The sequence below is a fragment of the Magnetospirillum sp. UT-4 genome (genome assembly GCF_902729435.1).
GTDB lineage: Bacteria > Pseudomonadota > Alphaproteobacteria > Rhodospirillales > Magnetospirillaceae > Magnetospirillum.
Genome location: NZ_CACVCG010000053.1, coordinates 21,119 through 47,369 on the forward strand (window position 1 = coordinate 21,119; position 26,251 = coordinate 47,369).

Annotated in this window: 23 protein-coding genes; 6 read left to right on the forward strand and 17 right to left on the reverse strand. The window is 69.1% G+C overall.

Annotated features, from left to right (window positions below):
* The first annotated feature begins 2 nt into the window (after positions 1 to 2).
* A complete protein-coding gene (locus tag MTBUT4_RS08250; RefSeq protein WP_173979200.1) occupies positions 3 to 620 on the forward strand; it encodes a molecular chaperone TorD family protein in 618 nt (205 codons plus the stop codon).
* A 48-nt stretch (positions 621 to 668) separates the two neighbouring features.
* On the opposite strand, the gene MTBUT4_RS08255 is transcribed toward MTBUT4_RS08250, so the two are convergent.
* From MTBUT4_RS08255 to moaA, 7 genes are all read right to left on the reverse strand, one after another.
* Positions 669 to 1,526, reverse strand: coding sequence for a chlorite dismutase family protein (locus tag MTBUT4_RS08255; RefSeq protein ID WP_173979201.1), 858 nt, complete (start codon positions 1,524 to 1,526; stop codon positions 669 to 671).
* Positions 1,527 to 1,555: 29 nt separating this feature from the next.
* The gene (locus MTBUT4_RS08260; RefSeq protein ID WP_173979202.1) at positions 1,556 to 2,137 is read right to left on the reverse strand and encodes a NapC/NirT family cytochrome c; all 582 of its coding nucleotides are present in this window, start codon (positions 2,135 to 2,137) and stop codon (positions 1,556 to 1,558) included.
* Entirely contained in the window at positions 2,134 to 2,811 is a 678-nt protein-coding gene (locus MTBUT4_RS08265; RefSeq protein ID WP_173979203.1) for a molecular chaperone TorD family protein, read from the reverse strand. The genes MTBUT4_RS08260 and MTBUT4_RS08265 overlap by 4 nt, the downstream gene beginning before the upstream one ends.
* Positions 2,808 to 3,503: a cytochrome c family protein gene (locus tag MTBUT4_RS08270; protein WP_173979204.1), complete on the reverse strand. Its 696-nt coding sequence runs from the start codon at positions 3,501 to 3,503 to the stop codon at positions 2,808 to 2,810. The genes MTBUT4_RS08265 and MTBUT4_RS08270 overlap by 4 nt, the downstream gene beginning before the upstream one ends.
* An 11-nt stretch (positions 3,504 to 3,514) precedes the next feature.
* Entirely contained in the window at positions 3,515 to 4,519 is a 1,005-nt protein-coding gene (locus MTBUT4_RS08275; RefSeq protein ID WP_217424133.1) for a 4Fe-4S dicluster domain-containing protein, read from the reverse strand.
* A gap of 59 nt (positions 4,520 to 4,578) precedes the next feature.
* On the reverse strand, positions 4,579 to 7,374 hold the full coding sequence (locus MTBUT4_RS08280) for a molybdopterin-dependent oxidoreductase (RefSeq protein WP_173979205.1): 2,796 nt from the start codon (positions 7,372 to 7,374) through the stop codon (positions 4,579 to 4,581).
* 304 nt (positions 7,375 to 7,678) lie between these two features.
* Entirely contained in the window at positions 7,679 to 8,665 is a 987-nt protein-coding gene (moaA, locus tag MTBUT4_RS08285; RefSeq protein WP_173979206.1) for a GTP 3',8-cyclase MoaA, read from the reverse strand.
* 188 nt (positions 8,666 to 8,853) lie between these two features.
* Here moaA and MTBUT4_RS08290 point away from each other — a divergent pair, with 188 nt between their 5' ends.
* Complete coding sequence (locus MTBUT4_RS08290; protein ID WP_173979207.1) at positions 8,854 to 10,599, forward strand: DEAD/DEAH box helicase; 1,746 nt, start codon at positions 8,854 to 8,856, stop codon at positions 10,597 to 10,599.
* A 114-nt stretch (positions 10,600 to 10,713) separates the two neighbouring features.
* The gene (locus MTBUT4_RS08295) at positions 10,714 to 13,137 is read left to right on the forward strand and encodes an EAL domain-containing protein (protein WP_173979208.1); all 2,424 of its coding nucleotides are present in this window, start codon (positions 10,714 to 10,716) and stop codon (positions 13,135 to 13,137) included.
* Here the strand turns inward: MTBUT4_RS08295 and MTBUT4_RS08300 are convergent.
* From MTBUT4_RS08300 to MTBUT4_RS08330, 7 genes are all read right to left on the reverse strand, one after another.
* Complete coding sequence (locus MTBUT4_RS08300) at positions 13,134 to 13,658, reverse strand: PleD family two-component system response regulator (protein WP_173979209.1); 525 nt, start codon at positions 13,656 to 13,658, stop codon at positions 13,134 to 13,136. The two genes, MTBUT4_RS08295 and MTBUT4_RS08300, sit on opposite strands and share 4 nt — an antisense overlap.
* 52 nt (positions 13,659 to 13,710) lie before the next feature.
* A complete protein-coding gene (locus MTBUT4_RS08305; RefSeq protein ID WP_173979210.1) occupies positions 13,711 to 14,094 on the reverse strand; it encodes a hemerythrin domain-containing protein in 384 nt (127 codons plus the stop codon).
* Between the two features lie 88 nt (positions 14,095 to 14,182).
* A complete protein-coding gene (locus tag MTBUT4_RS08310) occupies positions 14,183 to 14,926 on the reverse strand; it encodes an SDR family NAD(P)-dependent oxidoreductase (protein ID WP_173979211.1) in 744 nt (247 codons plus the stop codon).
* On the reverse strand, positions 14,923 to 16,695 hold the full coding sequence (gene sppA / locus MTBUT4_RS08315) for a signal peptide peptidase SppA (protein WP_173979212.1): 1,773 nt from the start codon (positions 16,693 to 16,695) through the stop codon (positions 14,923 to 14,925). Before sppA ends, MTBUT4_RS08310 begins: the two co-directional genes overlap by 4 nt.
* Positions 16,696 to 16,777: 82 nt before the next feature.
* The gene (locus MTBUT4_RS08320) at positions 16,778 to 17,071 is read right to left on the reverse strand and encodes a HigA family addiction module antitoxin (RefSeq protein ID WP_173979213.1); all 294 of its coding nucleotides are present in this window, start codon (positions 17,069 to 17,071) and stop codon (positions 16,778 to 16,780) included.
* 165 nt (positions 17,072 to 17,236) lie between these two features.
* A complete protein-coding gene (locus MTBUT4_RS08325; RefSeq protein WP_173979214.1) occupies positions 17,237 to 17,572 on the reverse strand; it encodes a rhodanese-like domain-containing protein in 336 nt (111 codons plus the stop codon).
* A 728-nt stretch (positions 17,573 to 18,300) separates the two neighbouring features.
* Complete coding sequence (locus tag MTBUT4_RS08330) at positions 18,301 to 18,504, reverse strand: DUF2892 domain-containing protein (protein WP_173979215.1); 204 nt, start codon at positions 18,502 to 18,504, stop codon at positions 18,301 to 18,303.
* Positions 18,505 to 18,609: 105 nt separating this feature from the next.
* Here MTBUT4_RS08330 and MTBUT4_RS08335 point away from each other — a divergent pair, with 105 nt between their 5' ends.
* A complete protein-coding gene (locus MTBUT4_RS08335) occupies positions 18,610 to 19,569 on the forward strand; it encodes an efflux RND transporter periplasmic adaptor subunit (protein ID WP_173979216.1) in 960 nt (319 codons plus the stop codon).
* 1 nt (position 19,570) lies between these two features.
* A complete protein-coding gene (locus tag MTBUT4_RS08340; protein ID WP_173979217.1) occupies positions 19,571 to 22,771 on the forward strand; it encodes an efflux RND transporter permease subunit in 3,201 nt (1,066 codons plus the stop codon).
* Positions 22,772 to 22,981: 210 nt separating this feature from the next.
* Here MTBUT4_RS08340 and MTBUT4_RS08345 read toward each other — a convergent pair whose 3' ends face one another.
* The 3 genes from MTBUT4_RS08345 to MTBUT4_RS08355 all read right to left on the reverse strand — a co-directional run bounded on the left by MTBUT4_RS08345 (position 22,982) and on the right by MTBUT4_RS08355 (position 25,032).
* The gene (locus tag MTBUT4_RS08345) at positions 22,982 to 23,797 is read right to left on the reverse strand and encodes a S49 family peptidase (protein WP_173979218.1); all 816 of its coding nucleotides are present in this window, start codon (positions 23,795 to 23,797) and stop codon (positions 22,982 to 22,984) included.
* 64 nt (positions 23,798 to 23,861) lie between these two features.
* Positions 23,862 to 24,218 (reverse strand): DUF2795 domain-containing protein, encoded by a 357-nt coding sequence (locus tag MTBUT4_RS08350; protein WP_173979219.1) that lies wholly within the window; start codon positions 24,216 to 24,218, stop codon positions 23,862 to 23,864.
* Between the two features lie 61 nt (positions 24,219 to 24,279).
* Positions 24,280 to 25,032, reverse strand: coding sequence for a tRNA1(Val) (adenine(37)-N6)-methyltransferase (locus tag MTBUT4_RS08355; RefSeq protein WP_173979220.1), 753 nt, complete (start codon positions 25,030 to 25,032; stop codon positions 24,280 to 24,282).
* A 115-nt stretch (positions 25,033 to 25,147) separates the two neighbouring features.
* Between MTBUT4_RS08355 and MTBUT4_RS08360 the strand changes: the two genes are divergently transcribed.
* Positions 25,148 to 26,167 (forward strand): polyprenyl synthetase family protein, encoded by a 1,020-nt coding sequence (locus tag MTBUT4_RS08360; RefSeq protein ID WP_173979221.1) that lies wholly within the window; start codon positions 25,148 to 25,150, stop codon positions 26,165 to 26,167.
* The last annotated feature ends 84 nt before the right edge of the window (positions 26,168 to 26,251 follow it).

Genomic DNA, 26,251 nt, shown 5'->3' on the forward strand with positions numbered 1-26,251 from the left:
CCATGGCCCTCGCCGCCGCCCGCAGCCGCGCCTACACTCTGCTGGCCGCCGCGACCGCCTATCCCGACGAGGCCCTGTGGGAAACGCTGGCCGATGGCCGCTTCGCCGCGGCGCTGGCCGAGTCCATGGCCGAGGCCACCGGCGAGCCGGCGGTCGTCGCCGCCCCCGCCGGCAGCCTCGCCGAACTGCAGGCGGAGTATGTGGCGGCCTTCGACCTCGGGCGGGGCGGCCCCGGCCGCTCGCTGCACGAGGGCGACCATCGGCCGGCCGAGACGCGGCCGGACCTGCTGGTCGAACTGGCGGCGTTCTATCGCTGCTTCGGCCTGGGAACCCAGCATTGCACCGCCGGACTCGACCACCTGTCGGTCGCGCTGGAATTCATGCACTTCCTGGCCTTCCACGAAGCCGGCGGCGCTGCCGGTTCCGCCCCCTACCGCCACGCCCAGCGCGACTTCGTCGCCCGGCACCTTGCCGACTGGGTCCCGGCCGTGGCCGCCGCCCATGGCGAAAGCGGCTTCCACGGGTCGGTCCTGGCCGCCGCCGCCCGGCTGGTGGCGGCGGATGCGGGCCGGTATGAAACGGAACCCGCCGCCCCCGGGGGAGTGGGAGCGGCGGGGTAAACCCCGGACGGGGAGGACAGGGACGAGACTCGTCCGGGGGGGAGTGCGTCACATGCCAGACAGGGTCTTCACCAGCGACTCGGGGGTCTGGATGGTGCCCAGGACGGTGGGGTTGCCCCAGCGGGTGTGGTGCTTGTTCTCGGGCACCTTGGCCAGCGAGATCAGCAGGTTGTTGAAGGCGCCCAGGTCAGCGGTCTCGAAATAGGTGATGAAGTCGGTGTCGGCCAGGCCGGTCGAGTGATAGAGCTTGCGCTTCACGTTGACCAGGTACTGCAGCGTGGGAACGGTGTGGACCTCGATCTCCTTCAGGCGCTGCTCGTCCGACATGTTCCACCACGCGGCGTCCTTCTTCACCGGGATGACGATGGCGTAGCGCGGGGCCGGATCGGAGTAGGTGGCCGAGGTCAGGCCGGCGTTCAGGTCGGCCGACTTGTCCTTGGTGATGTAGTTCAGCGCCTTGGTGATGCCGACCAGGTTCTCGCCCACATCCGAGTGCATGCCGAGCCGGGTGGCCCGCCAGTCGAGCAGGAAGGCCTGCGTCGCCGCCATGTCGGTGGAGTGCACGCGCAGCAGATAGTCGCTGCTGGCGCCCAGGCCGCGGGTCAGGTAGGTATCGACGATCACCTTCTCCTTGTGCTTGTCGATGACCATGTGGGCCTCCGCCACGGCGGCCTTGCGCTCGGCGGCGCTCAGCTTCATGTAGTCGGGCCGCACCTTGTAGATGGAGAAGTTGCCGAACACGCCGGGCTGGGTCAGCAGCTTGGCGCGATCCGCCATCATCGGCGCCGCCATGGGCGCCTTCTGGTCCATCATCGGCGCCTGCTGGGCCGAGGCGGCACCGACGCCGCCGATCATCAGCGCCCCGATGGCGGCGCACAGAACCCGCTTGGTAACGAACTTAGACATCTTTCGCTCTCCTCTTTCAGACAACTCGGTTAATTCCCGTCCGTCGGCTCTTCCTCTTCGTGGAAGGCCGAGACGTCCTTGTGGGCGATGCCCTTGTGACAGTCGATGCAGGTCTTGCCCTTGGCGGCGGCGTTGGAATGCTGCCGCCATGCCGTCGCCTTCTGGGCGTCCTTGCTCATGGCGTCGAGGGTGTGGCAGTTGCGGCATTCGCGGGAATCGGTGGCCTTCATGGACGCCCACACCCGCTTGGCCAGTTCGACCCGCTTGGCCTCGAACTTCTCCGGGGTGTCCACCGTCCCCATCACCTTATGGTAGAGCTCGCCGCTGGCCTGGATCTTGCGCTGCAGCTTGTAGACCCACGGATGGGGCACGTGGCAGTCCGCGCACACCGCCCGCACCCCGCTGCGATTGGCGAAGTGCACGGTCTCGGTGTACTCCTTGTAGACGGTGTCCTTCATCTCGTGGCAGGTGATGCAGAAGCCCAGGGTGTTGGTGGCTTCCATGGCGGTGTTGAAGCCGCCCCAGAACACGATGCCGGTGACGAAGAAGACCACCGCCGCCAGCAGCGAGCTGCCCAGCAGCCAGGTCCGGGGCCGGGACAGCCGGATCATGGCGCGGCCTCTTCCGCGGGGGGGCAGACCGCGCCATGGTGGGCGGCGACGAAGCCGTTGGCCAGCCACGCCAGCGACCGGTAGAAATCGCTGTCCAGGTTGGCGGTGGCGGCGGTGAAGCGCGGCAGCCACCGGGCCAGGTGGCGGGACAGGAAGTCGCGCTGGGCCCGCAGATAGGGGCCGGCATCGGCGCCCTCGCTTTCGGCCAGCGCCTGCTTGGCGGTCAGGAACTGCATGAATTCCAGTTCGGCCGCCAGGTGGTCCTCGGCCTCGCGCATCTCGGCCGGCATGGACAGGCCGAAATGCTGGTAGAAGGCCTTCACCTCCAGCAGCACCTGGGCGCGGTCGCTGCCGCCGCCGTAGGACCCTTCGTAGAGCGACACCGGCGACGCCGGAAGGTCGAGCTCGAAGGCGGCCAGATACTGGCTTTCCAGTTCCCGCCGTTCGACTCCCTGGAAGGCGCCGCTCCACTGGGCGGCGATTTCGGCGAGGGCGGGCGAGGCCGCCCGGGACGCGGCCGCCATCTCGTCGCGGAACGCGCCCGAGGCGACGGCGTCGGCCAATTCGGCGCCGGGATAGGCGAAGGCGATGGCCAGCAGCTGGTAGCAGCGGGCCGCCGCATCGGCCGAGAACGCGGCCGCAGGGGCGGTGGCGGATGAGGTCACGGCGTTCATTCCGCGCCCTCCTTCGCCGTGCTCTGGAACTCGGCCCGCAGGCGGTGCACCGGCTGGCCCGAGAACACCCCGATCAGCTTGAAGTGGTCGTGGACGCCCTTGCCCTTGCCGGTGGTCCGCACCGCCTTGTCGAACTCGAAGGCGTATTTGGGATCGACCAGGGCGTTGAACGGGCTGCCGGGCTTGTTGGTGCCCACGCCGTGGCACTTCACGCAGGCCTTCTCGTAGTCGAAGGTCTGCCCGGCCTCGACCAGCACCTTGCGGTCGGTGGTGGCGCCGCCCTTCTTGAAGCGCCCCTCGGCGTCGCCGTGCTCCTTCTTGAACTGGCTGCCGGGGCCGTGGCACGACTCGCAGCCGACCCCGGCCAGGGCCTTGGCCTGGGCCGGCGGCATGGCGGGATCATAGCCGCCCGGCTCGCCATAGCCGGTGGTGTGGCAGCCCAGGCAGCCGGGATCGGCGGTGTAGTCCTTGTTGGGATCGACCTTGGCCTTGACCTTGGCCTCGGCGCGCTGGCCGGGCTTCAGGATGTCGAACGCCTTGGCGTGGCTGGTGGCCTGCCAGGCCTCCGCCTGCAGGTCGTGGCACTTGGCGCAGACCTTGAAGCCCTCGTAGGTCGCCTTGTCCGCCGCCTGGGCGGCGGACAAGGCCCACAACACCGAAAGGACCGAAAGAAACGGGAGGAAAATGTTCATTTCGGCCCCCTTCAGGTGAGCGGCGAGATCATCATGTCGGCCGAGCGGTGGCCGATCAGCGTGTCCATCAGTTCGGACGCGCTGCCGGCCATCCTGCGGCCGCGCTCGGCACGCAGAAGCGCCAGCGCCGCCCCCACCTCGGAACCGAACATCTTCTCGAGCAGGGCCTGCGGCAGCTTGGGCTTGCCGGTGGACAGACCCTGGGCATCCTCCTCCATCGGGCCGAAGGCCGGCGGCACGTAGAAGACGTTGGGCTTGGTCCCCAGCTCGGGATAAAGCGGCAGGGCCACCTTGAACACGTTGACCAGCTTGAACACCGAGCTGGCCTTGTCGTCGAGGAAGCCCACATGCATGGCGCGGCCGACGCACTGGGCGACGCAGGCCGAGGCCACGCCCTTCTCGATGCGCGGATAGCAGCCGATGCACTTGTTGCCCTTGAGGTCGTTGGCGTTGAAGAACGCCTTGCCGTAGGGGCAGGCCTCGACGCAGGCCGCCGTCCCCTTGCACTTGTCCAGGTTGATGACGTTGATGCCGTCCTGCAGACGCCGGTAGATGGCGTCGTTGGGGCAGGCCTCCAGGCAGGCCGGATTGCTGCAGTGGTTGCACATCCGGGGCATGAAGAAGAAGTGGTTGTTGGGATAGGCGCCGGCGCCCTGCTCCTCGTCCCAGTTGGGGGCGTTGCGGGGGGACGGGCTGGGGCGAACGCGGCCGGCCTTGCCCTCGAACAGACGGCCTTCGTAGTCGAACTCGAAGGGGATGCCGTAATCGGCCTCGGTGGGGCGCTTGCCCTTCTGCAGGTCGCCGTTCTTGTAGCCGCCGCCCTTGGCCGTCCAGTTGCGCGGATAGCCCTGGCCCGGCGCCGTCTCCACATTGCGCCAGTACATGAAGGCCTGGCCGGGATGCCCGGTCCACAGCCGCTTGCAGGCCACGGTGCAGGTCTGGCACCCGATGCACTTGTTGAGGTCCACGACAAAGGCGATCTGCCGCGACGGAACCGCCATCTTGCTGGTCGTCATAACGTAACTCCCGTTCTGTCAGAGGCGGCCGCCGGCGCTCCGGCGGCCGCCGGTTCCGTTCACAGCGGCGTCGGCACCGCGCCGGTGTACTTGCGCATCTCGACGCGGGTGTCGCGCTGGCTGCCGCCCGGCCCGTAATAGTTGGGCCGGAACAGCAGGTGGCCGTAATTGCCGACCAGGTGCGTCGGCGTGATGCGGATCGGGCAGACGCTCTGGGTGCTGCCCTCGATCAGGTCCATATACAACTCGGGCGTGTGATACATGGAGATGCGGCCGGGCTGCTCGCCGGGCTTGATGCGGATGCGGACGATGACGCGGCCGTGGTCGTTGAAGATCTCGGCCCAGTCGTTGTCCTTCAGCCCGCGGGCTTCGGCCTCGACCGGCGGCACCTCGACGATGGGGCCGCCGCGCTGCAGCCGGAGCATCAGCGGGTTGTCCTTGAAGGTCGAGTGGACGGAATGCCGGCTGTGCGGGGTGTTGAAGCGCAGCGGATACTTGTCGGCGTCGATGGGCGCCTTGTAGACCGGCAGCTCGACACCCATCTCGAAGAACACCGGATGGTCGATGTAGAACTGCTGGCGGCCGGTCAGGGTCGGCCACGGGCGCTTGTTGACGGCGAAGAACTGGAACGGCGTGTAGGGCACGCCCTCCTTCATCGGCGAGGTCCAGTTGGACTTGTAGCGCCGCGGCTTCTCGCGCAGCTCGGCCAGGGTGATGCCCTTGCTCTGCGGCGCGGTGTCGAGGATGAACTGGGCCGCCGCCTCCTCGTTGTCGAACTTGCCGTTGTCGGTGAACTGCGCCGACAGCGTCGATAGGTCGCGGTTCCACTTGAACTGGTCGTCGTAGAAGCGCGGGTAGCCCTTGGCCACCGCCGCCTCCTCCACCTTCTTGGCCAGGGCGCGGAAGATCTGCCAGTCGGTCTTGGACTCGAACATCGGCGGCACCGCCGGTTCGGTCATGTTGATGAAGGTGTGTTCCTCGGTGACGTTGAGGTCCAGCTTCTCGTACCAGTGGGCCGAGGGCAGGACGATGTCGGAATACAGCGCCTGGCTGTCCATGCGGATGTTGGCGGTGACGATCAGGTCCAGCTTCGGCCACAGGTTGCGCAGCATGTACTTCTGACCCTTGGCCTGGTTCAGGAAGTTGCCGCGGTAGACGATGAAGATCTTCGGGTCGCGGCCGTTGCGCGGGTAGAGCGGGAACTGCTTGCTGTCGAGCGCGTGGCGCAGGTACTTGCCGGTGTCGATGCCCACCTTGTCCATGCCGTCATAGGCCTCGGAATGGACGTAGCTCCAGATGGTGGTCTGGCAGAACCGCTGCTTGCCGGCGCCCTGGGGGAAGGACAGGGCGGCGACGCCGGGCACGAAGACCGGCTTCCACTGGCCGATGTAGTGGTTGACGCCGCCGCCCTGCTTGCCCTCGTTGGCGGTCAGCGACGACAGGAAGTGGAACACCCGCATCAGGATGTCGCTGTAGAACCAGTGGCCGGTGCCGCCGCCGGTGATGATCATCGCCGGCCTGGCCTTGGCGTAGTCCCGGGCGGTCTGGGCGATCAGCCCGGCATTGACGCCGGTGACCGCCGCCACCTTCTCGGGCGTGTATTCGGCCATGATGCGCTCGCGGTAGAGCTCGAACACCGGCCGGCATTCGACCATGGTGCCGTCCAGCAGCTTGACCCGGTAGCGGCCCTCGAGCGCCGGGTCCAGGTTGCCCAGGTCCAGCGTGCCGTCGGCGAAGGTCAGGGTGTTGCGGGCCAGGAACGGCGGCTGCACCGCCGGCTTGACGCCGGGCTCGTCGCCCCAGCTGCCGCGCATCAGAACCGGCCGCCCGGTCTTCAGGTCCCAGGCGTAGAAGCGGTTCTTCGAGCCGCCCTCGACCAGGTCGGATTCGCGCAGGAACAGCTTGTTGTCGCCGCGCACCAGCAGCGGCATGTCGGTCTGTTCCTTGAGATTGTGCGCGTCGAACAGGTTCTCCTTGATGATGACGTGGGCGAAGCCCAGGCCCAGGGCGACGTCGGTGCCCGGCTTGGGGTGCAGCCACGAATCGGCCTTGATGGTGGACGAGTTGTAGTCGGGCGCGATGCTGACGATCTTCGTCCCGTTCAGCTGCGCTTCCGAGATGTAGTGGGCGTCGGGGATGCGGGTCTGCGCCGGATTGGCGCCCCACAGCACGATGTAGCGGGCATTGTACCAGTCGGCGCTCTCGCAGGTTTCGCCCTGGACGCCGCAGGTCTGGGTCTGGCCGGGAGGCTGGTCGCCGTACCAGTCGAAGAAGGTGTGGGCATGGGCGCCGATCAGGTGGGCGAAGCGATGGCCGGCCGAGAACGACACCGGGGCGACCGCCGGCACCGGCGAATAGACGCTGATGGTGTCCGGGCCTTCGGTCCTCAGGGTATCGACGATCTTGTCGGCGATGATGCCCAGCGCCTCGTCCCAGCTGGCGCGCCGCCACTTGCCCTCGCCGCGCTCGCCGACCCGGATCAGCGGGTACTTCAGGCGGGTGGGGCTGTAGACGTAGTCGGTGCCGCACTCACCCTTGTTGCAGCCGCGCGGGTTCTGCTCCGGCACGCCGTTCAGCATGGGGGCGTCCTTGGACTGCTCCTCGCGCAGGATGACGCCGTTCTTGGAATAGACGAAGTGCGGGCAGGCGCCGGTGCAGTTGACCAGGTGGGCGCCGCGAGTCTTCCTGTCCCAGCTCCACTGGTCGCGGTGGAACTGCTCCCAGCTGGTGTAGTCGTAGGCCTTGCCGGGATCGGTGGCGGCCAGCGTCCGGAATGAAAACGGGCCGGCCAGGCCCACCCCCACGGAGGCGGCTCCGGCCGCCTTCAGGAAGTTGCGGCGGGATTGTCTTGCCATCATGCGCTCCCTTCTCTCTGGCGCCCGGGGCGGCGCCCATGCGTGTCCTATGCGGCAGAGAGAAAGGCAACAGCCGTGCCAACCCGAAGGAAGTAGCCGGAAATGCACAAAACCCTATATGGGGTGAGGGTTTGGCCCATTCCTTCGGTTTTACTAATTCACGCTCCCTTGGCGTCGTTTCGTTAAAGGACGAAGACATGCTGAACGAAACGTTCAATATGCGGCGCAGCGGCAAATGCGGCTTGGAATTCGTCTATTATTATGCCGTGACACAGTTCTTTGCTTGTCCATGGATCGGCCGCACTCAACCGCCGGTGACACTCATGGCGCGCGCCGGGGAGGCGGCGCTGCAGCCGGCGGCGAAGGCATGGTGGGCCGGCTTCAAGGCGATGCCGTCGCTCAGGTGGCGGTCCAGGTCGGAATCGCCGGCGCCGCTGCGCAGCACCGGCCGCAGGTCATGGGCGACCTCGCGGCCCAGGCAGGGATAGAGCAGGCCGGTGCAGGACATCCGCACCCGGTTGCATTCGTGGCAGAAGCCGTGGCCTTCGGGCGCGATGAAGCCGATGCGGCCGCCGGTTTCGGCGACCTGGACGTAGCGCGCCGGGCCGCCGCTGCGATAGGGACTGTCGGCCAGCGTCCAGCGCCGCTCCAGCAGGCCGCGCAATTCGGCCAGGGGCAGGCTGGCGGCATCCTGGACCGCCCGCCCCTCGCCCAGCGGCATCACCTCGATGAAGCAGAGGTCGAAGCCCTGGCCGTGGCACCATTCCACCAGCGCCGGGCCGTCCCGGTCGGTGACGCCGCGCAGGGCGACGGCATTGACGCGCACCCGCAATCCCGCGGCCCGGGCCGCCGCCAGGCCCTCCAGCACCCGCTCCAGCCGCCCGCCGCGGGTGAGCGCGGCGAAGCGTTCAGGGTCCAGGGTGTCCAGCGACACGTTGATGCGGCGGATGCCGGCGGCGGCCAGGTGGCCGGCGAATTCGGCCAGCCGGGTGCCGTTGGTGGTCAGGGTCAGCTCGCCCAGCCGGCCGTCGCGCACCCATTCGCCGAGAATGCCGATCAGGTGCAAGGCGTTGCGCCGCACCAGCGGCTCGCCGCCGGTCAGGCGGATCTTGCGCACCCCCAGGCGGATGAAGGCCGCGCAGACGCGTTCGATCTCCTCCAGCGACAGAATCTGGTCGTGGGGTTCGAAGCGCATCCGCTCCGACATGCAGTAGACGCAGCGAAGGTCGCAGCGGTCGGTGAGCGACAGCCGCAGATACTCGATGGGGCGCTTGAATGAATCGATCAACATGAGGGGTGTTTCCCGCGGTTGCCGACCAGGGATCAGCAAGAAGCGGGCCGGAATGGCCGACCCCAGTGGGGCCGGCGACCGGGACGCATGGGAGCACCCGCCCGGAAAGCCTTGCTTTCCGGGGGATTTTACTGGCCTTTGGGGGGCGATCCCGCCCTGCACGAGACCGAGAAGAAGCAACGCCCCCGATGGAACTCTTTTCCCCCAGCCACCCCCTCACCCGCGCCCTGACCGAGCGCGGCTATGCCGACCTCACCTCCGTCCAGTCGGCCGTGCTCGATCCACAGGCCGCCGAGCGCGACCTGCTGGTTTCCGCGCAGACCGGCTCGGGCAAAACGGTGGCCTATGGTCTGGCCATGGCCGACACCCTGCTGGGCGAGGCGCCGGCGCTGGAGCCGGCGGGCGAGCCGCTGGCCCTGGTGGTCGCCCCCACCCGCGAACTGGCGCTGCAGGTCCACGGCGAGCTTGGCTGGCTGTACCGCCATGCCGGCGGCCAGGTGGTGTCCTGCGTCGGCGGCATGGACCCGCGCGCCGAGGAGCGCCTGCTGGGCCGCGGCTGCCATATCGTCGTCGGCACCCCGGGCCGCCTGCGCGACCATCTCGAGCGCGGCGCCCTGCGCACCGGCAAACTGCGGGTGGCGGTGCTGGACGAGGCCGACGAGATGCTGGACATGGGCTTCCGCGAGGATCTGGAATTCATCCTCGAGGCCACCCCGCAGGACCGACGCACCCTGCTGTTCTCGGCCACCCTGCCGCACGAGATCACCGCCATGGCCCGGCGCTACCAGCGCGATGCCTGGCGCATCGCCCTGTCCGCCGGCCGCCAGGGCCACGCCGACATCGACCACCGGGCGGTCCGAGTCGCCCCCAACGAGATCGAGCACGCGGTGGTCAACCTGCTGCGCTACTTCGATTCGCCCACCGCCATGGTGTTCTGCGGCACCCGCGAGGCGGTCCGCCACCTGCAGGCCAGCCTGCTGGAACGCGGCTTCGGCGTGGTGGCGCTGTCGGGCGAGCTGAGCCAGAACGAGCGCAACCACGCGCTTCAGGCGCTGCGCGACGGCCGGGCGCGGGTCTGCGTCGCCACCGACGTGGCGGCCCGCGGCATCGACCTGCCCAGCCTGGACCTGGTCATCCATGCCGAGCTGCCGCGCACGGCGGAAACCCTGCAGCACCGCAGCGGTCGCACCGGCCGCGCCGGCCGCAAGGGGGTCAGCGTCCTGCTGGCGCCGCTGTCGCGCCGGCGCAAGGCCGAGCACCTGCTGCAGGCGGCCGGGCTGAAGGTGGAGTGGACCAGCGCCCCCAGCGCCGACGACATCGCCAGGCTGGACCAGCAGCGCCTGCTGCAGCACCCGGTGCTGACCGAGGAGACCACCGACGACGAGCGCGCCATGGCCCGCACCCTGCTGGAAAGCCGCGCGCCGGAAGAGATCGCCGCCGCCCTGGTGCGGCTGTACCGCGCCCAGCTGCCCGCCGCCGAGGAGGTGTTCGATCCCGGCTCCGGCCTGCCGGCGCGCGAGCCGCGCGACCGCGGCGAGCCGCGCCATCCGCGCGAGGCCGGGGGCGATCGCCAGGCCCGCCCCTCGGTGTGGTTCCGCCTCAATATCGGCCGCCTGAAGAACGCCGACCCGCGCTGGCTGATCCCGCTGATCTGCCGCCAGGGCAGGATCACCAAGCAGGAGATCGGTGCCATCCGCATCATGGAGCGCGAAACCCGCTTCGAGATCGACGCCGCCGCCGCCGAACGGTTCCAGGCCTCCCTCAGCCAGATCGACCGCCCGGAAGGCCGCATCGAGCCGCTGGGCGACGCGCCGCCCGGCGGCGACAGGCACGGCCCGACGGCCGACGCGTCCTCCCCGCGTTCCAAGAACAAGCCCGGCACCAAGCCCCACGCAAACGGCAAGTTTGCCGGCAAGGCGCGGCCGCGCCCATAGGAACGGCGGCGGCGACCGCCATTTCAACCGGGTGGAGAACGGTTGCTTGGTGGAATGACATACCCATGACATAGTCGCCCGGCACCCCCATCGGCCGGGCCGGACAGACATTTCATGGCATTCGAAGACCATTCGCACATCCTCGACCTGGCCCCGGTCCTGATCTGGCGGGCGAATACCTCGGGGGCCTGCGACTGGTTCAACCGCGCCTGGCTCGACTTCACCGGGCGGCCGCTGCAGGACGAGCTCGGCGAGGGATGGTTCGAGGGCGTACACGGCGACGACGCCACCTACGTCCTCGAGACCTACCGCGACGCCTTCGACCGGCGCCTGCCGTTCTCCATGCAGTACCGGCTGCGCCACCGCGACGGCGGCTTCCGCCCCATCGTCGACAACGGCTTTCCCCTGGTCGGCAGTGACGGCCGGTTCTCCGGCTATGTCGGCTACTGCTTCGACATCAGCGACCTGGCCTCGGCCCGCGAGGAGGCCGACGAGGGCCGGCGCCGGTTCGAGGACATGTTCGAGCAGTCCCCCGACCCCACCCTGATCGTCGATGACGGCCGTTTCACCGCCTGCAACGCGGCGGCGCTCCGGCAATTGGGCTGCTCGGCCAAGGAGCAGGTGCTGGGCCGGCACCCATGGGATCTGTCGCCCGGGCGCCAGCCCGGCGGCGAGCTGTCGTCGCTCCTCGCCGAGCGCATGATGGCGACCGCCCAGGACGCTGGCGTCCTTCGGTTCGAATGGGTCCACCAGCGGGCGGACGGATCGACCTTTCCGGCCGAGATCACCCTGTCGCCCATCCTCATGCAGGGGCGGCGGGTGCTGTACTGCACCTGGCGCGACATTTCCGAGCGCAAGCGCATCGAGGCGGAGATGCGCCTGGCCGCCAACGTGGTGCGCAACACCAGCGAGGGCGTGGTGGTCACCAACGGCGACGGCATCATCCTGTCGGTGAACCCCGCGTTCACCGACATCACCGGTTATCTGGAGAGCGAGGCCATCGGCCAGACCCCGCGCATCCTGCGCTCGGACCTGCACGAGGACGGGTTCTATGCGGACATGTGGAAATGCCTGAAGGAGGCCGGCGAGTGGCAGGGCGAAGTGTGGAACCGCCGCAAGAGCGGCGAGGTCTACGCCCAGTGGCTCACCATCAGTCCCATCCCCGGCGCCAATGGCCGTCCCGAGCAGTTCGTCGGGCTGTTCTCGGACCTCACCGAGCTGCGGCGCAAGGACGAGCAGATCCGCCACTACGCCTATCACGATCCGCTGACCGGCCTGCCCAACCGCCTGCTGCTGCAGGATCGCCTGTCCCACGCCATCGAGGTGGCGAAGCGCGAACGCACGCGGCTCGCGGTGCTGTTCATCGACCTCGACCGCTTCAAGATCGTCAACGACAGCCTGGGCCATGACGCCGGCGACACCCTGCTGGTCGAGATCACCGGCCGGCTCAAGGACGGGCTGCGGCGCAGCGACACCATCGCGCGCCTGGGCGGCGACGAATTCGTGGTCATCCTCACCGGCTTCACCAATGCCGCCGAGATCGCCGACATCGCCGCCAAGATCATCTCGTCGGTGGAGCGCCCGGTCGCCGTCAAGGGCCACAGCGTCAATGTCGGCGCCAGCATCGGCATCAGCCTGTACCCCCAGGACGGCGAGGACGGCGCCATCCTGATGCGCAGCGCCGACACCGCCATGTACGGGGCCAAGAACGCCGGACGCAGCACCTTCTCGTTCTTCGACGCCTCCATGAACGGCGCCGCGCTGGAGCGCCTCGAACTCGAGGAGGCGTTGCGGCGGGCGATCGAGCGCGGCGAGTTCGCGCTGCACTACCAGCCCAAGATCAACCTCGACGCCGGGCTGGCCGTCGGCGCCGAGGCGCTGATCCGCTGGCACACGCCGGACGGCCGGACGGTGCCGCCGACCCAGTTCATCCCCATCGCCGAGGAGACCGGCCTGATCGAGCACATCGGCGAATGGGTCATCGAAGAGGCGGTACGCCAGATCGCCGATTGGCGCCGCCGCGGACTGGGAGAGCTGAAGGTCGCCGTCAACGTGTCGGCCCGCCAGTTCCACAACGGCCTGCTGCCGGACCGCATCTCCGCCGTCCTCGACAAGCACGGCGTCCCCCCGTCGGCGCTGGAAGTGGAACTGACCGAATCCACGGTGATGGCCGATCCCGACAGCACCATCCGCCAGATGGGCCGGTTGCGCACCATCGGCATCGAAGTGTCCATCGACGATTTCGGCGTGGGCTATTCCAACCTGTCCAACCTGAAGATCCTGCCGCTGGGAACCGTCAAGATCGACCGCTCCTTCGTCACCGGCGTCGCCACCCATCCCCACAACGCCGCCATCGTCGAAGCCATCATCGGGCTGGCCGGAGCCCTGGGAATGAAGGTGGTGGCCGAAGGCGTCGAGAGCGATGCCGACGAGGCCCACCTGGTGGCCCGCAAGTGCCACATCGCCCAGGGCTTCAAGTACGCGCAGCCGCTTCCCGCCGACCAATTCGAGGCGTGGTTGGCGGGCGTGGCGGTTTAGCACACAATATAGGACGACCAGCCGCAGGCGCGGCAGGTGCCGACCGCGCCGAAATCGGAGGCCAGGCTGAGGTCCAGGCGGCCGCCGCAGCTGGGGCAGCGTTCCATCCAGGTCTCGTTGGGGGCGGCGGCCGGACTGGATGTCTTGCGCCCGGAATGGACGTACCTGCCGACGATGGAAACCAGCAGGTCCTTGTTGATGGGCTTGGTCAGGTAGTCGTCGGCCCCCACCGCCACCCCGGTGGCCTTGTCGCCGCTGCCCTCGCACCCCGTCAGCATGATGACGGCGATGCCCAGGCCGTAGCGGCCGCGCAGCTGTTCCGCCAGCGAGAACCCGTCCTCGCCCGGCATCATGACGTCCAGCAGGATGACCGGGGCGCGGTGGCGCTCCAGCCATTGCCACATCTCGACGCCGCCGGCGCAGGTGGCGACGGTCAGGCCGGCCTTCCGCAGATAGGCTGCGGCGATGGTCCTTCCGGTCTCGTCGTCATCGACGACCAAGACGTCGATGTGATCCTTCACGGGCCTTCGCCTCCACCGACTTGCGCCGCAAGAATACAGGCGACGCGCGAATTCACCGATTCAGGAAATTGACGAAATGGGCGTCGTCGAAGAACAGCCGGCGGGCGAAGGTGTCGATCAGGCCCTGCATGGCGTCGGCGGCGAGGCGCCCCTGCCGCGCCGCCTCGACCATGCCCTCGATCTCGGCCAGACCGCGACGATGACCCTGAGCGTGCTCCTCGGTGCGGTCGTAGTGCGCCTCGCTCATCAAGTCGATCTCACGGGCGAAATGGGCGGCCACCTCCACCCTCAGGTCGGCCATGGCCGCCGCGGCGTCCGCCTGCCGCCCATCCCGCAGGGCGAGGTCGCAGTTACGGATGATGCCGAGAACGGTCTTGTGGTCCCGGTCGATCCCGGCATGCCCGAGTTCCATGCTGGAAAGCCAGACGATAGACATAGGTGCACCTGCGCCGAAGGTATTGCCCGCCGCACCGTAGCCACAGGCAGCGGTTGAATGCAAACGAATTGATGTTGCGCTTGCGAAGTTAATACAGGTGCTGGCCGCCGGTGACGAAGACCTCGGTGCCGGTGACGTAGGCGAAGTCGTCGGTGCACAGGCGGAACACCGTGCCGGCGACGTCGTCGGTGGTGCCCATGCGCTCCAGCGGGATGCGCGGCACCAGCGCCTCGTATTCGGCGGAAATCATCTCGGTGCGGATTTCGCCCGGGGCCACCGCGTTGACCCGCACCCCGAGCTGGGCGAATTCCACCGCCATCTCGCGGGTCAGCCCGGACAGCGCCGCCTTCGAGGTGGAATAGGCCGAGCCGGCGAAGGGATGGACGTAATGGCCGGCGATGGAGGTGATGTTGACGATGGAGCCCCGGCCCCGGTGCAGCGCCGCGCCGAAACCGCGCGCCAGGCGCAGCGGCGCGAAGAAGTTCAGCTCGAACACCTGCTTCCAGCCGTCGATGGAGCCGTTCAGCACCCCCAGGCGCTCGCGGTAGGGGGTCTTGGGGCTGACGCCCGCGTTGTTGACCAGGGCATGCAGGGGGGAATCGCCCAGCAGGCGGGTGACCTCGGCGACGAAGGCCTCGGCCCCGGCCGGATCGGCCAGGTCGGCGACCACGTGATGGGCCCAGTTGGGGTCGCGGCGGCACTCGGGCGGCACCTCGGCGCGGGCGCAGGTGAACACCCGCCAGCCCTCGGCCAGGAAGCGCCGGGCGATGGCATGGCCGATGCCGCGGCTGGCGCCGGTGACGACGACGGTGTGGACCTCGCCTCCGCTCACGGCCGCACCGGCGGCAGGCCCGGCGCGCGCAGGGCCTGGCCGGCGGGGTCGAGGGCCTGCAGCCGCTCGGCCAGCGGGGCGAGGACACGGGCGGCGCCCAGCAGCGTCCGCAGGTTCTCGTCCTCGGCCATGGATCCGCCGCCGCCCAGCACCTTGGCCACCATCTCCAGGGGCGACTTGGGCGCCGGGAATGCAACCAGATCCAGCGCCGCGTCGGGGGCCAGCTTCAGCAGCGCCCGCAGCTCGGCCTCGGCCTCGGGGTAGCCGCCCAGGGTATCGACCAGGCCCACCGCCTTGGCCTCGGCGCCGCTCCACACCCGGCCGCGGGCCACCTGCTCCAGCTTCTCCGGGGCCATGCGGCGGCCCTCGGCGGCCTTGCCGGTGAAATCGGCATAGATGCGGTCGAGCATGGCGTTGACCCGGTCCCAGGCCTGCGGCGGGAAGGGGCGGTTCATGCTCCACATGGTGGCGTTGTCGCCGCGGTGCATCTCGTCCCAGGTGATTCCCAGCTTCTGCCAGAATTCGGCCAGCACCACCTTGCCGGTGAAAACGCCGATGGAGCCGGTGATGGTGCCGGGCTGGGCGACGATGCGGTCGGCCGCCATGGCGACGAAATAGCCGCCCGAGGCGGCGGCGGCGCCCATGCTGGCGACCACCGGCTTTCCGGCCGCCCGGGCGCGGCGGACCTCGTTCCAGATGGTGTCCGAGGCGACGTAGGAGCCGCCGGGGCTGTCGATGCGGAACAGGATGGCCTTGACCTCGGGATCGTCGATGGCGTCGCGGAAGGCCTGGCCGATGAGTTCGGAGCCGAAGCCCTCGGGCTTGCCCAGCGGCCCCTCGGCCTCGCCGCGCATGATGGCGCCCTCGCCGACGATGAGGGCGATCCTGGTCCCCTTCCCCTTGGGCGCATGGTCGGCGTAATCGGCGATGTCCACGGTCTCGGGCTTCGGCCCGGCCCCGGCCGCCGCCGCCCAGGCCTGGTCGCGGTAGCCCAGCTTGTCCACCAGCCCGGCCGACAGCGCCTCGGCGGCCAGGAACGGGCCGTTGCCGAACAGCGCGCGGACCTTCTCGGCCGGCAGCCGGCGCCCCTGGGCGATGCCGTCCACCGCCTGGCGGGTCCACGAATCCAGCAGCCCGGCCAGGGTCTCGGCATGGGCGGGGGAATAGGCCTTCTCGGTGAAGGTCTCGATGGCGGTCTTGTATTCCTTGCGGGCGGCGAACTGGGTGTCGATGCCCAGCATCTCCAGGGTGCCCTTGAGGAACGGGCTCTCGACCATGAAGCCGGTCAGCCCGACATCGCCCGAGGGCTGCAGCCAGACCTCGCCGAAGGCCGAGGCGATGTAGGTCTCGACCGTGCCGTTGCCGAATTCGCCCATGGTCTCGGCGAACACCACGGTGGGCTTGTCCGAGGCGCGGAAGCGCGCCACCGCGTCGCGCAGCTCCTGGGCGCCGGCCATGCCCAGCTGGGCATGGCCAAGGGTGGCGAACAGGCCGACGACATGCTCATCCGCGGCGGCGCGGTCGAGAGCGGCGACGACGCGGCGCAGCACGTAGCTCTTCTCGCCGGACAGGCGGGTGAAGGGATCGGAACTTTCCGCCTCGCGGAATTCGTTCTCCAGGTCCAGCTCCAGCACCATGCGGCGCGGCAAAGGCGGCTGGGCGCGGTCGTGAAGGGCGCTGGCCGCCCAGATGGACAACCCGAGGCCGACCACCACCAGCAGTCCGAGCGTGGCGAGGAAACCGACGATGATGCGGACGAACCGGCGCATGGGGAGGTTGCCTTGTTGGCGAGAGATACCCTCCCCTGGGTGTAAGCGCCCGCCCGCCCCGGGTCAAGGGCGCCGGGGAGAGTCAGCCGGCGCCCAGCGGGCGCACCTCGGCCTGGATGCGGCCATGCTCGGCCCGCGCCCGTTCGAGATCGTAGGACAGCTGCATTTCCAGCCAGAACCGTTCCGTGGTGCCGAAATAGCGCGACAGCCGCAGCGCCGTGTCGGTGCAGACCTGGCCGTCGCCGGCGACCAGGGCGGTAACCCGCTCCACCGGCATGTTGAGGTCGCGGGCCAGCCGCTCGACATCGACGCCGCAGGGCTTCAGGAACTCCTCGCGCAGCATCTCGCCCGGATGGATGTTTGGTCGCACGTCCATCATGCCGTTTCCTCCTCCCGCCTGATTGCCTCGGCAGGAGCGGCCGCCACCGCTCCACCGGGGCCGGAACCATCGCCGAAACCAGGGTGTCGGCTCAACGGGACGTGTGCGGTAGACGCGACCTTCGGGATTATGCCGGAGGGGGGAGGACGCACCGACGGATGGTCAGGCCCCCACCTCGGTGGCGAAGCCGGCATCCTTCCAGGCATTGAGACCACCCTTCATGTGGATGACCCAGGGCTGGCCGGCCTGCAGCAGCTTGCGCCCGATGGCGGCGGAGCGGACCCCGCCCAGGCAGGAGATGATGATCTTGCGGTCGGTGGCGACGGGGAAGGTCTCGATCTCGAAGTCGCTCATCGGGCTGAGGATCGAGCCGGCGATGCGCTCGGCAGCGAACTCCTCCTCCTCGCGGACATCGACCAGGATCGCCTCGCCGGCATCCAGCATGGCACGGACGACCGAGGGCTCCAGTTCGATGAGGCCGGCGTTCAGGATGCTCATGTCTGCTCTCCGCTTCAGGAGGATTTCACGTCGTTGAAGACATGTAATCCCATTTCGCAGGTGCATTCAACACAAATCTTCTGTGTGGAAATGTGTCTTTTGCTTTATTAACATATTTGGCGTGTTGTTTTCAGTCATGGCCAAGTGAAACCCGCGGCTGTCCGGTTTAATTTTCGGATTGCCTTCTGGAGCCCTTGGTGACGGCTGCGTCCAGGGTGACGCTGGCCGAAGTAGACAGGATTACCCTCGCCCGCTTGCGGGAGAGGGAGGGGCCCGTCGCGACAGCGACGGGAGGGAGAGGGTGCGCGCCGCGAGGTGCGCTTCGCGACAGCGAAAGCGCTGGTTTCTCCAGGTCTTGGGCGCGCCGACGCGCGCCGCCCTCACCCCGGCTCGCTGGCGCTCGCCCCCCTCTCCCGCAAGCGGGCGAGGGGGNGAGGTGCGCTTCGCGACAGCGAAAGCGCTGGTTTCTCCAGGTCTTGGGCGGGCCGACGCGCGCCGCCCTCACCCCGGCTCGCTGGCGCTCGCCCCCCTCTCCCGCAAGCGGGCGAGGGGGGCAATTGCCTGCCGAAATTTAAACCGGACATAAGTGGGCTTGACCCGGGCATCCACGTGGCACCTCTTAACCCACTGTTTCGAAACGCTTTTTGGCGGACCCGCGTGGATCGCCGGGTCAAGCCCGGCGATGACGGGTGGGAGAGGGCGAAAAAGGGAAGCGGGAAAGAAGCGCCCTACTCGAAGGCGCAGCCCGGCTTGACGCCCACCTTCTTCAGGATCAGGGCCATCGGGCAGAAGCCGGTGAAGGCGGCCTGCAGCATGTTGAGGCCGACGAAGGCGGTGAAACCCAGCCAGTAGACCGAATGCAGCTGCGACAGCGCGACGGTCAGCAGGATGAAGGTGCCGGCAACGGCGAAGACGACACGATCGATGCTCATTGATACACTTCTCCGGTGGCGCGCGGGGAGGAACGGTTGCCGCGACCGCTTGTAAATTAGACTACACTAATATATATGTCAACGGTCCTGATCGCGGAGACCACCATGCGCCTGCCCTTTGCCGCCCTTATGCTGACCCTCGCCGCCTTTCCCACTCTCGCCGGCGAGGTCGAGGTCAAGGCCCGCTCGGTCGATGACTTGAAGGCGGTGTTCGCCACGGTGGAGAGCGTCGATCAGGTGCTGGCCCGGGCGCGCATCCCCGGCACGGTGTCGGGCCTGCTGGTGGACGAGGGCAGCCAGGTCAGGGCCGGCGACCGCATCGCCAATGTGGGCGACCCCAAGCTGGCGCTGGCCACCGCCGGCGTCGATGCCAAGCTGAAGGCGGCCGAGGCCGAACGCGATCTGGCCGCCATCGAATCGCGCCGCGCCGCCGAACTGCTGGCCAAGGGCGCCGCCACCACCGCCCGCGTCGATGACGCCCGCACCCGCCTGGAAGTGGCCGAGCGCACCATCTCCGCGCTCCGGGCGGAAAAGCAGGTGACGGCCGAGCGAACCGGCGAGGGCGCGGTGCTGGCCCCCACCTCGGGCCGGGTGCTCAAGGTCCACATCACCGAGGGCAGCGTGGTGCTGGCCGGCGAGACCATCGCCACCATCGCCGCCGAGACCTATGTGCTGCGCATGGCCCTGCCCGAGCGCCACGCCCGCTTCCTCAAGGTCGGCGACGCCGTGCTGGTCGGCCAGCGCGAGATGGCGCCGGGCGACGCGCCGCGGCGCCAGGGCACGGTGCGCCAGGTCTATCCCCGCATCGAGGACGGCCGCGTCATCGCCGACGTGGCGGTCGAGCGCCTGGACGGCTTCTTCGTCGGCGAGCGGGTCCCGGTCCACGTCGCCACCGGCAGCCGCACCGCCTTCATCATCCCGCGCGAGGCGGTCAGCCGCCGCTTCGGCGTCGATTACGTCCGCCTCAAGGACGGCGCCACCGTGGTGGTGCAGCTGGGCCAGGCCACCGGCGACGAGGTCGAGGTGCTGTCCGGCCTGAAGAACGGCGACCAGGTGGTGTGGTAACATGAAGCTCGGCATCTCGGGCGGCATCGCCCAGTTCTTCATCAAGTCGCCGCTGACCCCGCTGCTGCTGCTGTTCTCGCTGATGGTCGGCGCCATCGCGCTGTCGGCCCTGCCGCGCGAGGAGGAACCGCAGATCAGCGTGCCCATGGTCGACATCATGGTCGAGGCCAACGGCTTCAAGGCCGCCGACGCCGCCGAGCTGGTGACCAAGCCGCTGGAGGACATCGTCAAGGGCATCGACGCGGTCGAGCACGTCTATTCCCAGACCTGGGACGACCGCGTGGTGGTGACCGCCCGCTTCGACGTCGGCACCTCCGAGGATGCCGCCATCCTGCGCGTCCACCAGGAGGTGCGCGCCAACATGCGCGCCATCCCCACCGGCATCCCCGAGCCCCTGATCATCGGGCGCGGCATCAACGACGTGGCGGTGGTGGTGCTCACCCTGTCGCCCCGCCCGGAGCGGGCCGACAACTGGAACGACAACGCCCTGTTCGCCATCGCCGAGCAGCTCCAGCACGAGCTGGTCAAGGTCAACGACGTCGGCCTGTCGTACATCGTCGGCGGCCGCAAGGACGAGATCCGGGTCGAGCCCGATCCCGAGAAGCTGGCCCTTTACGGCGTCACCCTCAACCAGCTGGTCGAGAAGGTCGAGAACGCCAACCGCTCGTTCATGGTCGGCGCGGTGCGCCAGGCCGGGCGCGAGCTGCCGGTGGTCGGCGGCCAGACCCTGAAAGGTGTGCCCGACATCGGCAACCTGCTGCTGATGACCCGCGACGGCCGCCCGGTCTACGTCAAGGACGTGGCCGCCGTGGTGGTCGGCGGCGAGCAGCCCCGCCACCGCGCCTGGCATGCCGCCAAGACCGCCGAGGGCAAGCTGGAGGCGGTGCCCACCGTCAGCCTGGCCATCGCCAAGCGGGCCGGCGCCAACGCGGTCACCGTCGCCGACGAGATCCTGGCCCGCCTGGACCACGTCCACGGCAGCCTGATCCCCGAGGACATTGCGGTCGATGTCACCCGCAATTACGGCGCCACCGCGCTGGACAAGGCCGACGAGCTGCTGTTCCACCTCGGCCTCGCCACCCTGTCCATCGTGCTGCTGATCACCTGGGCGCTGGGCTGGCGCGAGGGCGTGGTGGTGGCGCTGGTGGTGCCGACCACCATCCTGCTGACCCTGTTCGCGTCGTGGCTGATGGGCTACACCATCAACCGGGTCAGCCTGTTCGCACTGATCTTCTCCATCGGCATCCTGGTGGACGACGCCATCGTGGTGGTCGAGAACATCGTCCGCCACTGGCTGATGCGCAAGGGCGAGCACCCCATGGACGTGGCGGTGGAGGCGGTCGCCGAGGTCGGCAACCCGACCATCGTGGCCACCCTGACCATCGTCGCCGCGCTGCTGCCGATGATGTTCGTCTCGGGCCTGATGGGCCCCTACATGAGCCCCATCCCGGCCAACGCCTCGTCGGCCATGCTGTTCTCGTTCTTCGTCGCGGTCATCATCACCCCCTGGCTGCTGCTGAAGGTGGCCGGCAAGGCGCGCGGCGAGCACCACGGCCACGGCGACAATCTGGGCGACTTCTATCGCCGCATCGCCACCCCCATCGTCGCCGACAAGCGCCGGGCCAAGAAGCTGCTGCTGTGGGTGGCCATCGGCACCGTGCTGGCGATGATGATGTTCCCGCTGAAGGCGGTGACGGTGAAGCTGCTGCCCTTCGACAACAAGTCGGAGCTGCAGGTGATGGTCGACCTGCCCGAGGGCTCGACCCTGGAAGCCACCGAGCGGGTGCTGCTGGACGCGGTCGGGCGCCTCAGGGACGTGCCCGAGCTGGTCTCGGTGCAGGCCTATGCCGGCACCGCGGCGCCGTTCAACTTCAACGGCCTGGTCCGCCATTCCTACCTGCGCGCCTCGCCCGAGCTGGGCGACCTGCAGATCAACCTGACCTCGCGCCATGACCGCGACCGCGCCAGTCACGCCATCGCGCTGGACGTGCGCGAGCGCCTGAAGGGCATCGCCCTGCCCGAGGGCGCCGCCCTCAAGGTGGTCGAGGTGCCGCCCGGCCCGCCGGTGCTCTCCACCCTGCTGGCCGAGATCTACGGCCCCGATTCCGAAACCCGCCGCCGCACCGCGGCCGAAGTGCGCGAAGCCTTCGCCAAGGTCGACTTCGTGGTCGACGTCGACGACACCCTGTCCCATCCCTGGCAGCGCCTGCGGGTCGCCATCGACCAGGAGCGGCTGGAATATTTCGGCGTCGAGCAGGAGGCGGTCTACGACACCATCCAGGCGCTGATGGGCGGCGTCTCGGTCGGCTATTCCCATCGCGGCGAGGGCGCCACGCCCAAGCAGATCGTGGTGGCCCTGGCCCGCGCCGACCAGCGCCCGGGCGAGCTGCTGGCGACCACGCCGGTGCCGGCCCGCGGGCGGAGCCCGCATGACGTTGAGGCCGGCTCCGCCGGCACGGGCACGGTGGAACTGGGCGACGTGGTGGAAATCTCGGTCGAGCCGGCCTCGCCGCCCATCTTCCGCCGCGACGGCCGCTATGCCGAGATGGTCACCGCCGATCTGGCCGGCCGCTTCGAGGCCCCCATCTACGGCATGTTCGCAGTCGAGGACCACCTGCCCGCCGGCATCGAGGTCAAGTACCACGGCCAGCCGCTGGACGAGAGCAGGCCGACCCTGTTGTGGGACGGCGAGTGGGAGATCACCTACGTCACCTTCCGCGACATGGGCGCGGCGTTCGGCGTCGCCATCCTCGGCATCTACCTGCTGGTGGTGGCCCAGTTCGGCAGCTTCCGCCTGCCGCTGGTGATCCTGGTGCCGGTGCCGCTGACGCTGATCGGCATCGTCATCGGCCACATGCTGTTCAACGCCCCCTTCTCCGCCACCTCGATGATCGGCTTCATCGCCCTGGCCGGCATCATCGTGCGCAACTCCATCCTGCTGGTGGACTTCATTCGCGGCCGCCTGCGCGAGGGGGCGAGCATCCGCGAGGCGGTGCTGGATTCGGGGGCCACCCGCTTCAAGCCCATCGCGCTGACCGCCGCCGCGGCGATGATCGGCGCCGCCTTCATCCTGGCCGACCCCATCTTCCAGGGCCTGGCCATCAGCCTGGTATTCGGCCTGCTGTCCTCGACGGCGCTGACCCTGCTGGTGATCCCGGCGCTGTACGTGTGGCTGCGGGACGACGGGCGCGAGCTGAAATAGGGGGGGGCTGCTACACACAGGCATTAACTTAGGTCATTCCGTATCCGTAGCCTCATCCTGAGGAGCCCCCTTGGGGGCGTCTCTAAGGGTGCGGCGGGCCACGGACGCCGTGCCACGGGCCTGGTCCTTCGAGACGCCGCCCTCGGCGGCTCCTCAGGATGAGGCCCGAATGAGGCGCAGCTCCGGCCTAGGTTAACGCCTATGAGGCTTCTACAACCCCCACCTGGCCCAGGCCAGGCGTTCCTCCAGCGCCGCCAAGGCGTGGTCGGCGGCGCCCCGGAACAGGCCGCGCCACGGCCAGGCGCGGCGGCGGCCGACCGGGAGGATGCGCACCTTGTCGCCGAACCGGGCGCGCACGGTCGAGCGCAGGTCGCCGATGGCATCGGCCAAGCCCAGCTCCACCGCCCGCCGTCCGGTCCAGATGTCGCCGTCGAACAGGGTCGCCTCGTCGGCCTTCAGGCGGCCGGCCCGGCGCTCGCGCACCCAGGCCTTGAATTCCTCGTGGATGTCGCCCTGCAGCGCCTCCAGCCGCGCCACGTCCTCGGGCTTCTCGGGCAGGAAGGGGTCGAGCAGGCGCTTCCGCTCGCCCTGGGTGTGCAGCCGGCGCTCGATGCCGAGGCGGGCGATGGCGTCGTGGAAGCCGAAGCCGGCCGACACCACGCCGATGGAGCCGAGTATGGAGGCGGGATCGACCACGATCTCGTCGGCCGCCGCCGCCAGCCAGTAGCCGCCCGAGGCGGCGACGTCCTCGACGAAGGCGATCACCGGCACCTTGCGTTCCTCGGCATGGGCGCGGATGCGCCGGCCGAGCAGCGACGACTGCACCGGCGAGCCGCCCGGCGAATTGATCGCCAGCGCCACCGCCGCCAGCCGCCGGGGGGCGAAGGCCGCCTTCAGCACGCCGGCCTGGCCGGCCAGGTTGAGGCCGCCGCGCAGCATGCCGCCGCCGGCCGCGATGAGGCCGGCCAGCCGCACCACCGTCACCACCGGCGGCGGGTTGGAGAAGCGCTCGACCCACTCGTTCATGCTATCCGAGATGTCCATGGCGCCAAGATAGAAAGCGCCGGCCGGCCTGCCAAGCCCCGGAACCCTAACGCCCCCCCGGCGGCGGCCACCAAAGCCCGATCAGGCGGCCGACGAACTGCCAGTAGCGCAGGGTGCCCTCGGCCATCCACAGCCACGGATTCAGCACTTCGGAGCGGACGTCGGAGGCGGGAATGACGAAAGGCGGCGGCTCGCCGCCGGTGTCGTCGCCGCCGCCCAGACCATGCAGGATGTCGGCCATGGATTCGTAGCGCCGCGGCGCCAGCCGGGCGAGCACATCGACCGCGCCCTCGTCGGCCTGGCGATCGCGGGCATACTGCACCAGCATGTCGCGGTCGCAGGGAAAGTCCACGCCCTTCAGCGCCTGGGCGATGACGGTGGTGTCGGGAGGGGGAGCGGCCATGGCATGTTCTCCTTGCCGGACGGAACCTGCATAGGGGAACAGGCGAAGCACCCGGACGGGTTCACCACAATGGCGAGGCGCCGCGCAGCACGGACTCGGCGCCGGCGGTGTAGCTGCCGTCGGCGTGGTGCAGCACCAGGCCGGGCAGGACCTCCAGCGGCGTGCGCACGTCCTTGCGCGCCGCCACCACCACCCGGGTCGCCGGCTGCCCGGCCTTCGGCCACAGCGGGAAGACCCGCACCCCGCCCACCCTCAGCGGCGCCAGGGCGGCCAGGATGTCGCCCAGCCGGTCGGCGCGGTGCACCACCCACAGATGCCCGCGCGGGCGCACCCGGCGCAGCGCCGCCGCCAGCCACGCCGCCAGATCCACCTCGCCCTCGACGTGGCCGATGCGCTTGCTGTCGGCCTCGGGGTCCTGGACGCTGCCGGGCTCGTACCACGGCGGATTGGTCAGCACGTGGTGGAAGGCCGCCCCCTTCAGCTCGGGCGGCGGCGTCCCCAGGCAGCCCTCGACCACGCGGAAGCGGTCGGCGAGGCCGTTGGCCTCGGCATTGCGCCGCGCCAGGGCCGCCAGTTCCGGCTGCAGCTCCAGCCCGGTCGCCCGCACCCCCGCCGCCCGTGCCAGCAGCGCCAGCGCCGCGGTGCCGACGCCGCAGCCCAGATCGAGCGCCGTCTCGCCCGCTTGCGCCGTCACCGCCGCCGCCAGGAACAGCGGGTCCGAACCGGCGCGGTAGCCGCGCACCGGCTGGGCGATCACCAGCCGCCCGCCCAGAAAGTGATCCGTGGTGGTGGCTTCCATCCCCCCCGTCGGCATGGGACCGTTCCTTAAGTTCGAAACCGTTGCGGATGTAAGCTTGACCGCCCTTTCACCGCAACACTATGTTCGTCCGCGCGGACGGGGAACAGCCGCATCAAGGGAGTGGGCAGGCGTGGCGATCGTGGTCAGTCTCGAAGGGGAGCGCAGCCGCAAGGCGAAAAGCTTCGATGCCCTGGTGGCTCTGGTCAAGGACGACCTGGAAAAGGTCAACCGCACCATCGTGGAGCGCATGCACAGCCCGGTGGCTCTGATCCCGCAGCTGGCCGGCCACCTCATCGCCGCCGGCGGCAAGCGCCTGCGCCCGGTGCTGACCCTGGCCTCGGCCCGGCTGGCCGGACATACCGGCGAACGCCACGTCAAGCTGGCCGCCTGCGTCGAGTTCATCCACACCGCCACCCTGCTGCACGACGACGTGGTCGATGAATCCGAATTGCGGCGCGGCCAGGCCTCGGCCAACGCGCTGTTCGGCAACAAGCCCAGCGTGCTGGTGGGCGACTTCCTGTTCTCGCGCTCGTTCGAGCTGATGGTCGAGGACGGCTCGCTGTCGGTGCTGGCCATCCTGTCGCGCGCCTCGTCGGTGATCGCCGAGGGCGAGGTGCTGCAGCTCATCACCGCCAACGACACCGACACCAGCGAGGATGCCTATCTCGAGGTGATCCGCTCCAAGACCGCCGCCCTGTTCGCCGCCGCCTGCCGCATCGGCGCGGTGGTCGCCGAGCGCCCGCGCGCCGAGGAGGAGGCGCTGGATTCCTACGGCCTCAACCTGGGTGTCGCCTTCCAGCTGATCGACGACGTGCTCGACTACTCGGCCAAGCAGGCGGTGTTGGGCAAGACCGTCGGCGACGATTTCCGCGAGGGCAAGATCACCCTGCCGATCATCCTCGCCTTCCGCCGCGGCAGCGAGGAGGAGCGCGAGTTCTGGCGCCGCACCGTCGAGCGCCTGGAGCAGCAGGACGGCGACCTGGAAAAGGCCATCGCGCTGATGGAGAAGCACGGCTCGCTGGCCGACACCGTCGCCCGCGCCCGCCATTACGGCGAGGTCGCCCGCGACGCCCTGGGCATCTTCCCCGATACGCCGGTCAAGCAGGCGATGATCGACGTCATCGATTTCTGCATCGAGCGGGCCTACTGAGCATCTGTCCGGTGCGGACGCCCCAAGGATCACGTCGGGACATGACGGCGTGAGGTGCCGCAGCCATGCGCTGCGTCACCCCAT

What these genes read in the sequence shown, in the direction of transcription:
- MTBUT4_RS08250 (WP_173979200.1), top strand. Translation starts at nt 3, where the DNA reads ATGGCCCTCGCCGCCGCCCGCAGCCGCGCCTACACTCTGCTGGCCGCC.
- MTBUT4_RS08255 (WP_173979201.1), bottom strand. Translation starts at nt 1,526, where the DNA reads ATGTCTAAGTTCGTTACCAAGCGGGTTCTGTGCGCCGCCATCGGGGCG.
- MTBUT4_RS08260 (WP_173979202.1), bottom strand. Translation starts at nt 2,137, where the DNA reads ATGATCCGGCTGTCCCGGCCCCGGACCTGGCTGCTGGGCAGCTCGCTG.
- MTBUT4_RS08265 (WP_173979203.1), bottom strand. Translation starts at nt 2,811, where the DNA reads ATGAACGCCGTGACCTCATCCGCCACCGCCCCTGCGGCCGCGTTCTCG.
- MTBUT4_RS08270 (WP_173979204.1), bottom strand. Translation starts at nt 3,503, where the DNA reads ATGAACATTTTCCTCCCGTTTCTTTCGGTCCTTTCGGTGTTGTGGGCC.
- MTBUT4_RS08275 (WP_217424133.1), bottom strand. Translation starts at nt 4,519, where the DNA reads ATGACGACCAGCAAGATGGCGGTTCCGTCGCGGCAGATCGCCTTTGTC.
- MTBUT4_RS08280 (WP_173979205.1), bottom strand. Translation starts at nt 7,374, where the DNA reads ATGGCAAGACAATCCCGCCGCAACTTCCTGAAGGCGGCCGGAGCCGCC.
- moaA (WP_173979206.1), bottom strand. Translation starts at nt 8,665, where the DNA reads ATGTTGATCGATTCATTCAAGCGCCCCATCGAGTATCTGCGGCTGTCG.
- MTBUT4_RS08290 (WP_173979207.1), top strand. Translation starts at nt 8,854, where the DNA reads ATGGAACTCTTTTCCCCCAGCCACCCCCTCACCCGCGCCCTGACCGAG.
- MTBUT4_RS08295 (WP_173979208.1), top strand. Translation starts at nt 10,714, where the DNA reads ATGGCATTCGAAGACCATTCGCACATCCTCGACCTGGCCCCGGTCCTG.
- MTBUT4_RS08305 (WP_173979210.1), bottom strand. Translation starts at nt 14,094, where the DNA reads ATGTCTATCGTCTGGCTTTCCAGCATGGAACTCGGGCATGCCGGGATC.
- sppA (WP_173979212.1), bottom strand. Translation starts at nt 16,695, where the DNA reads ATGCGCCGGTTCGTCCGCATCATCGTCGGTTTCCTCGCCACGCTCGGA.
- MTBUT4_RS08320 (WP_173979213.1), bottom strand. Translation starts at nt 17,071, where the DNA reads ATGGACGTGCGACCAAACATCCATCCGGGCGAGATGCTGCGCGAGGAG.
- MTBUT4_RS08325 (WP_173979214.1), bottom strand. Translation starts at nt 17,572, where the DNA reads ATGAGCATCCTGAACGCCGGCCTCATCGAACTGGAGCCCTCGGTCGTC.
- MTBUT4_RS08330 (WP_173979215.1), bottom strand. Translation starts at nt 18,504, where the DNA reads ATGAGCATCGATCGTGTCGTCTTCGCCGTTGCCGGCACCTTCATCCTG.
- MTBUT4_RS08335 (WP_173979216.1), top strand. Translation starts at nt 18,610, where the DNA reads ATGCGCCTGCCCTTTGCCGCCCTTATGCTGACCCTCGCCGCCTTTCCC.
- MTBUT4_RS08340 (WP_173979217.1), top strand. Translation starts at nt 19,571, where the DNA reads ATGAAGCTCGGCATCTCGGGCGGCATCGCCCAGTTCTTCATCAAGTCG.
- MTBUT4_RS08345 (WP_173979218.1), bottom strand. Translation starts at nt 23,797, where the DNA reads ATGAACGAGTGGGTCGAGCGCTTCTCCAACCCGCCGCCGGTGGTGACG.
- MTBUT4_RS08350 (WP_173979219.1), bottom strand. Translation starts at nt 24,218, where the DNA reads ATGGCCGCTCCCCCTCCCGACACCACCGTCATCGCCCAGGCGCTGAAG.
- MTBUT4_RS08355 (WP_173979220.1), bottom strand. Translation starts at nt 25,032, where the DNA reads ATGCCGACGGGGGGGATGGAAGCCACCACCACGGATCACTTTCTGGGC.